This is a genomic window from Streptomyces sp. NPDC056628 (assembly GCF_042792555.1).
In the GTDB taxonomy this organism is placed as follows: domain Bacteria; phylum Actinomycetota; class Actinomycetes; order Streptomycetales; family Streptomycetaceae; genus Streptomyces.
Genome location: NZ_JBHTWG010000001.1, coordinates 110,589 through 122,026 on the forward strand (window position 1 = coordinate 110,589; position 11,438 = coordinate 122,026).

9 protein-coding genes are annotated in these 11,438 nt (G+C 72.3%); all 9 read left to right on the top strand.

All coding sequences use genetic code 11. The features are described from left to right. The first annotated feature begins 118 nt into the window (after nt 1-118). The gene (locus tag ACFRAC_RS00455; RefSeq protein ID WP_382919119.1) at nt 119-1,258 is read left to right on the top strand and encodes a hypothetical protein; all 1,140 of its coding nucleotides are present in this window, start codon (nt 119-121) and stop codon (nt 1,256-1,258) included. Beyond that, a complete protein-coding gene (locus ACFRAC_RS00460) occupies nt 1,258-3,507 on the top strand; it encodes a glycosyltransferase (RefSeq protein WP_382919121.1) in 2,250 nt (749 codons plus the stop codon). The genes ACFRAC_RS00455 and ACFRAC_RS00460 overlap by 1 nt, the downstream gene beginning before the upstream one ends. Next, nucleotides 3,504-4,904 carry an acyltransferase gene (locus tag ACFRAC_RS00465; protein ID WP_382919123.1) on the top strand — a complete coding sequence of 467 codons (1,401 nt, stop codon included), beginning with the start codon at nt 3,504-3,506 and terminating at the stop codon, nt 4,902-4,904. The genes ACFRAC_RS00460 and ACFRAC_RS00465 overlap by 4 nt, the downstream gene beginning before the upstream one ends. Before the next feature lie 136 nt (nt 4,905-5,040). Further along, nucleotides 5,041-6,027 carry a hypothetical protein gene (locus tag ACFRAC_RS00470; RefSeq protein ID WP_382919125.1) on the top strand — a complete coding sequence of 329 codons (987 nt, stop codon included), beginning with the start codon at nt 5,041-5,043 and terminating at the stop codon, nt 6,025-6,027. 165 nt (nt 6,028-6,192) lie between these two features. Next, a complete protein-coding gene (locus tag ACFRAC_RS00475) occupies nt 6,193-7,575 on the top strand; it encodes a nitrate/nitrite transporter (RefSeq protein WP_382919127.1) in 1,383 nt (460 codons plus the stop codon). Between the two features lie 126 nt (nt 7,576-7,701). Beyond that, nucleotides 7,702-8,853 (top strand): uroporphyrinogen-III synthase, encoded by a 1,152-nt coding sequence (locus ACFRAC_RS00480; RefSeq protein ID WP_382919129.1) that lies wholly within the window; start codon nt 7,702-7,704, stop codon nt 8,851-8,853. Nucleotides 8,854-9,136: 283 nt separating this feature from the next. Continuing rightward, a complete protein-coding gene (locus ACFRAC_RS00485; RefSeq protein WP_382919131.1) occupies nt 9,137-9,736 on the top strand; it encodes a CGNR zinc finger domain-containing protein in 600 nt (199 codons plus the stop codon). Between the two features lie 319 nt (nt 9,737-10,055). Next, entirely contained in the window at nt 10,056-10,577 is a 522-nt protein-coding gene (locus ACFRAC_RS00490) for a sigma-70 family RNA polymerase sigma factor (protein WP_010039908.1), read from the top strand. 59 nt (nt 10,578-10,636) lie between these two features. Beyond that, a complete protein-coding gene (locus ACFRAC_RS00495) occupies nt 10,637-11,419 on the top strand; it encodes a zf-HC2 domain-containing protein (RefSeq protein ID WP_382919133.1) in 783 nt (260 codons plus the stop codon). The last annotated feature ends 19 nt before the right edge of the window (nt 11,420-11,438 follow it).

Consider the following 11,438-nt stretch of genomic DNA (forward strand, 5'->3'; position numbering starts at 1 on the left):
TCGCCTGAGCACAGTGTGATAAAGGGGGGCGCTCGGCCGGGTGGGGGCTCGGCACGGCGACGAGTGCTCGGAGTCGTGTGCGCACCCGGAACGGTCCCGTGGGGGGATGTGCGTGCGCGTGAAGAAGTGGCGAGAAGACGCCCAACCGGAGTGGCCCCAGGCCGCGTACCGGTCGGTGGGCAGTTCTTCCGCGGGGGGTGCCGGGGTCGACACCCAGGCATTCCCGGCGACCGGGGAGACCGGGCTCCCGGGTCGGGGTCCGCGCTCCCGGACCGAGGCGAGGGAGACGGACATACTCCAGGGTGGCAGGCGTGCCTCGACGGACGCCGACAAGACGGAGATCCTGCGCGGCGTTCCCGCCGCGTCCGGCGACGAGACCGCGGTCCTGCCCGGCGTCGGAAGACCGGCGGGACCGCCCCGGCACGTGGCCGGCCACACCGACCCGTTCGCGGCCGGCGGCCCCCGCACCGCACCCGTGCGCGACCCGTGGGCCGAGCACGAGCAGGCGGCGGGCCCCGGGGGCCCCGGCGCCACCCACGACCCGCACGAGGTCACCGTCCAGCTCGACGGCATAGGGCTCCAGCTCGACGGCATGCTGCGCGCCGCCAAGGACGCCCCCGGCACCCCCGAGGGCTCCGACGGACCGGTGTTCGTCGACGAGACGGGCCGCCGCAGCCGCCGCTTCCGTCGGCTCGGCATGGCCGTCGCCCTGGCCTGCGCGGTCTACGCCGTGGTCATCGTCGCCACCCTGCTGTCCGGGAACTCCGACGCGCCCTGGCTGCCCGTCGAGGGCCCCCGGGAGAAGCCCGCCGGTCAGGTCGACACCTCGCCGCTGCCGGCCGAGTCGGTGACGGCGCCCTCCGAGATCGCGGACGTCTCTCCGGGCGCCTCCCCGTCCGCGTCCGCCGGCGAGAGCCTGCTGCCCGGCACCGGCGGCACCGCGCCCGGCGCGTCCGCGGACGCCCAGGACCCGGTCGGCTCCGGCGAGCCGAAGCCGGGCAACACCAAGGGGACGTCCAACCCCGGCACCAACCCGACGCCCGACCGGCAGACGCCCACGAACCCGGTCACCGACCACCCCGCACCGAGCCCGACGGACGGCGGCGGCACCACCACGGAGCCGACCGACCCCACGACCACCGAAGACCCCGGCACGGGGACGGTCGCCCACGGCCCGAGCAACCCCGAACCCGTCGCGCTGGAGCCCGGAGGCGCCGCCTCCGCTCCCGCCGCCCCGTTCCCGGAGAACACCTTCTGATGGCATCCCGCACCCGCCGCCGTGGGGCCGAGCACGGAGCCCGCGGCGGCTCCTCGCGTCGCCACGCACCCGAACACCGCGCCCGCGGCGCCGCCCCGCGCCGCCGCCGCGTGCCCATGCGCCTGCTGCTGCCCTGCCTCGTCCTCGTCGCCCTGATGGCGATGCTGATGCTGCGGGGCTACGTCCACAGCGAGATCCTGGCCGACCACCGGATCCGGCCCGAGGCCGCCTCCGACAAGGTCCCGGAGAAGATCATCGAGGGCGGGCCCGTCATCGACACCCGCGGCGGCCGCGCCGAGACCCTGAGCCTGCGCGACCACCGCCTGGTCCTCACCTTCGACGACGGCCCCGACCCGGAGTGGACCCCCAAGGTCCTGGACGTGCTCAAGAAGCACCACGCCCACGCCGTCTTCTTCGTCACCGGCACCATGACCTCGCGCTACCCGGACCTGGTCCGGCGCATGGTCGAGGAGGGCCACGAGGTCGGCCTGCACACCTTCAACCACCCCGACCTGTCCTACCAGTCGAAGAAGCGCATCGACTGGGAGCTGTCCCAGAACCAGCTCGCGATCACCGGCGCCGCGGGCATCCGCACGTCCCTGTTCCGGCCGCCGTACTCGTCGTTCGCCGACGCCATGGACAACGAGTCCTGGCCGATCACCGAGTACATCGGCCAGCGCGGCTACCTCACCGTCGTCAACAACACCGACAGCGAGGACTGGCAGAAGCCCGGCGTCGACGAGATCATCCGCCGCGCCACCCCCAAGGGCGGCAAGGGCGCCATCGTCCTGATGCACGACTCCGGCGGCGACCGGCACCAGACGGTGCAGGCGCTCGACCGGTTCCTGCCGGACCTGCAGGCCGAGGGCTACAAGTTCGGCAACCTCACCGAGGCGCTCGGCGCGCCCAGCGCCCACAGCCAGGTCACCGGGCTCGACCTGTGGAAGGGCAAGGCCTGGGTCTTCCTCGTCCGGGCGTCGGACAACATCACGTCCGTACTGGTCGTCGGCCTCGCGGTGATCGGCTTCCTGGTCATCAGCCGCTTCGTGCTGATGCTGCTGCTGTCGGGCGTCCACGCGCGCAGGGTGCGCCGCAAGGGCTTCCGCTGGGGCCCGGCCGTCACCGAACCGGTCTCGGTGCTCGTCCCCGCGTACAACGAGGCCAAGTGCATCGAGAACACGGTGCGTTCCCTCATGGCGAGCGAGCACCCCATCGAGGTGATCGTCGTCGACGACGGGTCCAGCGACGGCACGGCCCGCATCGTCGAGGCCATGCGGCTGCCGAACGTCAGGGTCGTCCGCCAGCTCAACGCGGGCAAGCCCGCCGCGCTCAACCGTGGTCTGGCGAACGCCAGTTACGACATCATCGTGATGATGGACGGGGACACCGTCTTCGAGCCGGCCACGGTCCGCGAACTCGTCCAGCCCTTCGGCGACCCGCGCGTCGGCGCCGTCGCCGGAAACGCGAAGGTGGGCAACCGCGACTCCCTCATCGGCGCCTGGCAGCACATCGAATACGTGATGGGCTTCAACCTCGACCGCCGTATGTACGACATCCTGCGCTGCATGCCGACCATTCCGGGCGCCGTCGGCGCCTTCCGGCGGTCGGCGCTGGAGCGGGTCGGCGGCATGAGCGACGACACGCTCGCCGAGGACACCGACATCACCATGGCGATGCACCGGGACGGATGGCGCGTCGTCTACGCCGAGAACGCACGCGCCTGGACCGAGGCGCCGGAGTCCGTCCAGCAGCTGTGGTCCCAGCGCTACCGCTGGTCGTACGGCACCATGCAGGCGATCTGGAAGCACCGCCGCGCCCTCGTGGAGAAGGGACCCTCGGGCCGCTTCGGCCGGGTCGGCCTGCCCCTGGTGTCGCTCTTCATGGTCCTGGCGCCGCTGCTCGCCCCGCTCATCGACGTCTTCCTGATCTACGGCCTGGTCTTCGGCCCGACGCAGAAGACCGTCGTCGCCTGGCTGGGCGTCCTCGCGATCCAACTGGTCTGCGCCGCCTACGCCTTCCGGCTCGACAAGGAGCGCATGACGCACCTGATCTCGCTCCCGCTCCAGCAGATCCTCTACCGCCAGCTGATGTACGTCGTCCTGCTCCAGTCCTGGATCACGGCCCTCACCGGCGGCCGCCTGCGCTGGCAGAAGCTGCGCCGCACCGGCGTGGTGGAGGCACCCGGCGGCCCCGTGCCGTCGCAGCGTTCGGCGGGCACACGTGACGGCGATCGGAGGCCGGTGGGATGACACACGGATACCAGCCCATGGGGCCCGGAGCGGCCGGGCCCGGGGCACCGGAGCCCGCCTGGCAGAACGACCCCGCCTGGCAGAACGACCTGGCATGGCGGACGGAGCCGTACCCCGGCCCGTACGGGCACCCGGACGGCGTCGAGCCGACGGCCACCGCCGTCGTACCCGAGCCCGCCGCCCCCGCGCCGGCCCCCGAAGCCGCGCCGGCCGCCGCGCCGAAGAAGCCGGGCCGCGACCGCTATCTGGACCTGCTGCGCTCCATCGCGCTCGTCCGCGTCGTCGCGTACCACCTTTTCGGCTGGGCCTGGCTGACGGTGCTGTTCCCGTCCATGGGCGTGATGTTCGCGCTGGCGGGCTCGCTCATGGCGCGCTCCCTGAACCGCCCGGCGTGGGGCGTGATCAAGAGCCGGGTCCGGCGTCTGCTGCCGCCGCTGTGGGTGTTCAGCGCGGTCGTGCTGACGATGATGTTCGCCGGCGGCTGGAACCCGACGAAGGACCCGGACCTGGGCGGCGGTCTGTGGGCCGTCGTCGACCTGTTCAACTACCTCGTCCCGGTCGGCGCCCCGCCGTACCCGTGGCAGCTCGGCTCCGAGTCCGGGCTGCTGGAGAACACCTGGGCGGTGCAGGCGGCCGGCGTGCTCTGGTACCTGCGGGCCTACCTGTGGTTCGTCGTGGCGTCCCCGCTGCTGCTGTGGGCGTTCCGCCGGGCCCCGTGGCCGACCCTGCTGGCCCCGCTCGCCCTGACGGCCGTCGTGGGCACGGGCGTCGTGACGATCCCCGGCGAGACCGGCAACGCGATCTCCGACTTCGCCGTCTACGGCGGCTGCTGGGTGCTGGGCTTCGCCCACCACGAGGGCCTGCTCGCCAGGATCCCGCGCTACGTGGCCGTTTCCTGCGCCTCGCTCGTCATGGCCTTCGGGCTGTGGTGGGCCTCGGGCCACCTCGGCCCGGACGGCTGGGACCTCAACGACATCCCGCTCTCCCAGGCGACCTGGTCCTTCGGATTCGTCGTGATCCTGCTCCAGTACTCCCCGTCCTGGCAGGAACTGCCGGGCAGGCTCGCCCGCTGGGACAAGCTGGTCACGCTGTCCAACAACCGCGCGGTCACGATCTACCTCTGGCACAACCTCCTGATCATGGCCACGGTCCCGATCCTGGACCAGCTGTACAACCTGCCGTTCATGGAGAGCGAGCGGGCCTCGGCCGCCCTCGACTCCACGTACATGATCTGGATGTTCTTCCTGGTCTGGCCGCTGATAGGGCTGGCCGTCGTGGCCGTCGGCTGGGTCGAGGACATCGCCGCCAAGCGCAGCCCGCGCCTGTGGCCGAACGGCACGAAGAGGAAGGCCGCCGCGTCCGGCGACGGCGGCCACGGCGGCCGGCGCCGCAGATGACACCGCCCCCGTCCGCCCCCGCGAACCCCCGTCCCCGCAGGTCCGCCGTCCTCGATGTCGGACCCCCGTGGAAGACTGGCCGGGTCGCGGTGGTGGACGGGGTCGCCGGGTGGGCCGGTGGGGGAGTGGGTGCCTGGTGAGCAAGCGGCAGGTCCAGAAGATGCTGCGGTTGATCGCGAGCGGTCAGCCGGTGGAGTTCACGAGCCCCATGGCCTCGGTGAAGAAGCTCGCCTATCTCGCCTTCGTCGCCCAGCAGTTCGGCTACGAGTACCTGGACGTCCGGCAGGGCGGGCGCAACAACGCCCTCGTGATGCTGATCGCGCCGGACCCCAGCCCGCAGGCCCGCGCCCGGGCCGCGCAGAACTGGGCGCGGTACCCGGACGCCGGTGACGGCGTGTCCGTGCCGCCGCTCGTGCCCGACGCGCACGAACTGCTCAAGGCACGCATCAACTTCGACCTCACCGGCCGGCATGTCGAGAAGCGCATGTACTGGGTGGCCGGCTGTATCACGCTCAGCTTCCTCGTCGCCGCCCTGAAGGCGGACGTGGAGGGCGACTCCGTCCTCTTCGCCGTCCTCAGCTGGGTGGGGCTCATGGCGCTGCTCGGCGTCGGCGTCGTCGTCACCCGCAAGCGGAACGCCAAGTTCGCCGCGCGGCTCCAGGCCGCCGGCTTCACGCCGGTGCGGGACGAGACGGGCCGCCTGCGGTACCTGCCCGCGAGTGGCCACCTCCCCGGACACGGCAACCCGTTCGGCGCGAGCGGGCCGTACGGCCACCAGGCGCCGGCCGCCGCGCCGGGCGTCCCCGGCGGATACGGGCAGCAGGCCCCGGCGCCGGCTGCGTACGCCCAGCCCGCCGCACCCGGCCCCTACCCCGCCCAGCCCGCCCAGCCGGCCGCTCCGGGCCCGTACGGGCAGCAGCCCGCCCCGGGCCCGTACGGCGCGCCCTCACAAGCGCCCTACGCTCAGCCGGAGCAGCCGTACGGGCAGCCGCAGTCGCCATACGGTCAACCGCAGCAGCCGTATGGTCAGCCGCCCCAGCAGCCCCCGCAGCCCCAGCCGTACGGCCAGCAGCCGCCCTACCCGCAGCAGAACCCTCACTGGCAGCCCCCGCAGCACCCCTGACCGGGCCGTCCGGGCCCGGGCGGCGGGACCTCTCATCCGCCCCGGCCGGCGGGTGAGAGCAACGTTCCTTGCCGGTCACCGGGTGCCACAGCCCGGAAACGCGCCCTCCCTACCTTCGGGACCAGCCACTCGCAGGCGACCGAGCCCGAAGACCGTGGAGGCGCCATGACAGCCCCGAGCACTGCCCCCGTCGCGAGCAGGGGAGGCCGCTGGATCGACCGCTGGGACCCCGAGGACGAGACCTTCTGGAACACCACCGGGGAGCGGATCGCCCGCCGCAACCTCCTCTTCTCCGTGCTCTCCGAGCACATCGGGTTCTCGATCTGGACCCTGTGGTCCGTGATGGTGCTGTTCATGGGACCGGAGTACGGCCTCACCCCGGCCGACAAGTTCACCATCGTCTCGATGGCCACCCTGGTCGGCGCCGTCGCCCGCGTCCCCTACACCTTCGCCGTCGCCGTCTTCGGCGGCCGGATGTGGACGGTGGTCTCGGCGAGCCTGCTGCTGGTGCCCACGGTCGCCGCGTTCGTGGTGATGGAGCCGGGGACCTCCTTCACCGCCTTCCTGATCTGCGCGATGCTGGCCGGCGTCGGCGGCGGCAACTTCGCCTCCAGCATGACCAACATCAACGCCTTCTTCCCGCTGCGGAGGAAGGGCTGGGCGCTCGGGCTGAACGCCGGCGGCGGCAACGTCGGCGTCCCCGTCGTGCAGTTGGTCGGTCTCGCCGTGATCGGCGCCGGCGGCGGCCCGCGTCTGCTGCTCGGCGTCTACATCCCGTTCATCGTGGTCGCCGCCGTCCTCGCCTGGCTGAGGATGGACAGCATCTCCTCCGTCCGCAACGACACCGGTGCCGCCAAGGACGCCGCGAAGGACCCCCACACCTGGATCATGTCCTTCCTCTACATCGGCACCTTCGGCTCGTTCATCGGCTACAGCTTCGCCTTCGGCCTGGTCCTGCAGACGCAGTTCGGCCGCACGCCCCTGCAGGCCGCCTACGTCACCTTCGTCGGCCCGCTGCTGGGCTCCCTGATCCGCCCCGTCGGCGGCGCGCTCGCCGACCGCTTCGGCGGCGCGCGGATCACGCTGTGGAACTACGTCGGCATGGCCGCCGCGACCGGCGTCGTCGTCGTGGCGTCGGTGCGCGAGTCCCTGCCGCTGTTCACCGCCGCGTTCATCGCCCTGTTCGTCCTGTCCGGGCTCGGCAACGGCTCGACGTTCAAGATGATCCCCGGCATCTTCCACGCCAAGGCCCTTGCCCGGGGCCTGGAGGGCGAGGCGGCCGCCGCCTACGGCCGCCGGCTCTCCGGCGCCTCCATGGGGCTCATCGGCGCGGTGGGCGCCCTCGGCGGCCTCGGCATCAATCTGGCCTTCCGGCAGTCCTTCCTCTCGGTGGGCTCCGGCACCGGCGCCTTCGTCGCCTTCCTCGCCTTCTACGGCCTCTGCTTCGCCGTCACCTGGGCCGTATACCTTCACCGCCCGGCGCCCGCGGCGGCCCCCACGGCTTCGACGATGGAGACGAAGCCGCAGCTCAGCTACGCCGAGGTGTGACGTAACACCGCTGACACGCGGCCGAACCGAGCCTGTCACGCACCGTTGACAGGCTCGCCCGGCATGCGGGCGCGCCCGTGCGGGCGTCCGGCGCAGGTACCACGACTCGAGTGCGGAACGAGAGTTATGTACGACGAACAGCAGCAACCCGAACAGGGACCCCTCGCCGGGTTCACCGTGGGCGTCACCGCCGCGCGCCGTGCCGACGAGCTCGGGGCGCTGCTCCAGCGGCGCGGCGCCGCCGTCGTGCACGCCCCCGCGCTGCGCATCGTGCCGCTCTCCGACGACAGCGAACTGCTCGCCGCCACCAAGGAGATCATCCAGCGGCACCCGGACGTCGTGGTCGCCACGACCGCGATCGGCTTCCGGGGCTGGATCGAGGCCGCCGACGGCTGGGGCCTCGGCGAGGACCTGCTGAACCGGCTGCGCGGGGTGGAACTGCTCGCGCGCGGGCCCAAGGTGAAGGGCGCGGTGCGGGCGGCCGGACTGACCGAGGAGTGGTCGCCGTCCAGCGAGTCCATGGCCGAGGTGCTGGACCGGCTGTTGGAGGAGGGCGTCGACGGCCGCCGGATCGCCGTCCAGCTGCACGGCGAGCCGCTGCCCGGCTTCGTGGAGGCGCTCAGGGCGGGCGGGGCGGAGGTGCTCGGGGTGCCCGTGTACCGGTGGCTGCCGCCCGTGGACATCGGACCCGTCGACCGGCTGCTGGACGCGGCCGTCTCCCGTTCCCTGGACACGGTGACCTTCACCAGCGCCCCGGCCGCCGCGTCGCTGCTGACGCGCGCCGAGGAGCGCGGACTGCTCCCGGAACTGGTGGCGGCGCTCGGGCACGACGTCCTGCCGGCCTGCGTGGGCCCGGTGACCGCGCTGCCGTTGCAGGCGCGGGGGATCGACACCATGCAGCCCGAACGCTTCCGCCTCGGCCCGCTGGTGCAGTTGCTCTGCCGGGAACTGCCCCGCCGTGCGCGGACGTTGCCGATCGCCGGGCACCGGGTGGAGATCCGCGGCCACGCGGTGCTGGTGGACGGGGAGCTGCGGTCGGTGCCGCCGGCCGGGATGTCCCTGCTGCGGGCGCTGGCCCGGCGGCCGGGCTGGGTGGTGGCCCGCGCCGACCTGCTGCGCGCGCTGCCCGGCGCCGGACGGGACGAGCACGCCGTGGAGACGGCGATGGCCCGGCTGCGTACGGCGCTGGGGGCGCCGAAGCTGATCCAGACGGTGGTGAAACGGGGATACCGGCTGGCGCTGGATCCGGCGGCGGACGCGAAGTATGGGGGCGAGTGAGGGCGTTTCGGTTCCCGGGGCCGGGCCGTACCCGGCGTACAGGTCGCCGTCTCGGGGGCTGCCGCCCCCGGACCCCGCTGTCGGCCCTGAAGGGGCCTCGTCCTCAAGCGCCGGACGGGCTGGGTGTGCGCCCGCCTCGGTACGAGGGGTTCCGGACCCGGCACGAGGGGTTCCGGACCCGGGCGTCGGCGGGCACTGTGGGAGGGAACGGTTCCCCAGCCCCTCCACGCATCCACCGCCCCCCACCGCCCGGGGACGGTGACCCCTAGGCGGTGACAGGCACATGGCACCGGGTACGGCCACGGCCGCGTACGACCCGCGTTTCGGCGCGGGCCGGATCAGCCTCGACCTTCTCGCGACCGCGCACCCCTGTGAACGGTTCGTCTCCGTCGAGGTGCTGTGCGCGTGGATCACCGAGTCCGGTCTCGTGCCGCCGCACACCCCGCTGGGCCACGCCGACGCCTCCTGGGTGGCCGGATTCCGTGAAGTACGCGCCTGCGTCGACCCGTTGGTGCGCGGGGCGCTGACCGCGGCGGCGCCCCGGCCGCCGTACGACAGGGCGCTCGAGCGGGTGAACGACCTGGCCCGAGCCGCGCCGCCCGCCCCGCGGGCCGTGCGGTGCGGGGACGGCACGCTGGTGCGGCGGCTGGAGCGGCCGCCCGAGTGCGCGGAGTTGCTCGGCGCCCTCGCGCGGGACGTGCTGGAGCTGCTCACCGATCCCGTCGCGCGGGCCGGCCTGCGGGAGTGCGAAGGGGACAACTGCCCCCTCGTGTACCTCGACACCTCGCGGGGCCGCCGGAGGCGCTGGTGCTCCAGCGAGGTCTGCGGGAACCGCGAAAGAGTGGCCCGGCACCGCCGCCGCGCGGCCCTCGCGCGGACCTGACCGCCCGTTATGCCCCTTGTACGGCACGGCCGTCGACGTGATTTCGATTACACGTTGTTTACCTACGCCACCGTAGGGAAGCGTGGAGATGATCTTGCCGATGTGACGGATATGTAAAGATCGCACGGTGGGAATGTGGCGCCATGTCCCGCTCGTCACGTCACTCCGAAGAAAACTGTCGCCTCACTTTGAACACGCAACCCGCCGTCTGCGTACGGGTGGTCGAGCGACCGACTGGGGGAACCCCCGGACATCGGAGGTGGGCGTGCGCAAGGATTCCGTCGTGGCCAATGAACGTGGATCGAGGGCCCGACATCGCATGTCCCAGCCCTCGGAACCTGATGAGGAGCTGATGCGTGCGCTGTACAGAGAGCACGCCGGACCCCTCCTTGCGTATGTCCTCCGTCTGGTCGCCGGTGATCGGCAACGAGCAGAGGACGTCGTGCAGGAGACGCTCATCCGTGCCTGGAAGAACGCCGGACAGCTCAATCGAGCGACCGGATCGGTACGCCCCTGGCTGGTGACGGTCGCCCGGCGCATCGTCATCGACGGCCACCGCAGCCGGCAGGCCCGGCCGCAGGAGGTCGATCCGTCGCCGCTGGAGGTCATCCCCGCGGAGGACGAGATCGACAAGGCGCTGTGGTTGATGACGCTGTCGGACGCGCTCGACGACCTGACCCCCGCCCACCGGGAGGTGCTCGTCGAGACGTACTTCAAGGGGCGTACGGTCAATGAGGCGGCCGAGACCCTGGGCATACCCAGCGGCACCGTCCGCTCAAGGGTTTTCTACGCCCTGCGGTCGATGAAGCTGGCTCTGGAGGAGCGGGGGGTGACGGCGTGATGAGCGGATACGGGGGAAACCAGGGATTCGGCATGGGTGGTTCGGGTATGTCTGGGTCCATGAGCCCCACGCAGGGACGACCGGGCCCGAGCGAGCACGAGACCGTCGGCGCCTACGCCCTCGGGATTCTCGACGACGCCGAGGCAACCGCTTTCGAGGCTCATCTGGCCACCTGCGAATGGTGCGCCCAGCAGCTGGACGAACTCGCCGGAATGGAACCGATGCTGGCCGCCCTCGCGGACCTGCCCGGTGCCGGCACAACCGCCATCGGCGACTCGCTGTCGGCCAAGCCCAGCCCGCGCCTGGTGAACAAGCTGGTCGACGAGGTCGCCGAGCGCCGCGCCCAGAAGCGCCGGCGCGGCTTCTACCTGGTGGCCGCGGCCGCCGCGCTGATCATCGGCGGACCCGTCGTGGCCGTCGCGACGAACGGCGACAGCGGAGGCGGCGGCACCGAGGGGAACCGGACCGTGCAGGCGGCCAACCCCGCCAAGGAGCTCTTCACCGGCATCGAGGACAAGGTCACGGGCACCGACTCGTCGACCGGCGTCACCGCGACGGTCGCCCTGTCCGAGAAGCTGTGGGGCACCGAGACCGGCCTGGAGCTCAAGGGCGTCAAGGGCCCGCTGAAGTGCTCCATGGTCTTCGTGAGCAAGGACGGCGCGCGCGAGACGGCGGCCTCCTGGGCCGTGCCGAAGTGGGGCTACGGCCTCCCGGACGCGAAGACCGAACAGGCCAGGAACCCGCTCTACGTCAGCGGCGGCGTCGCCATGTCCCCGGACAAGATCGACCACGTCGAGATCATCGACTTCGACGGGAACAAGCTCGTCCAGGTCGACGTGTAGGGCCTGTCGTAGCGCCACC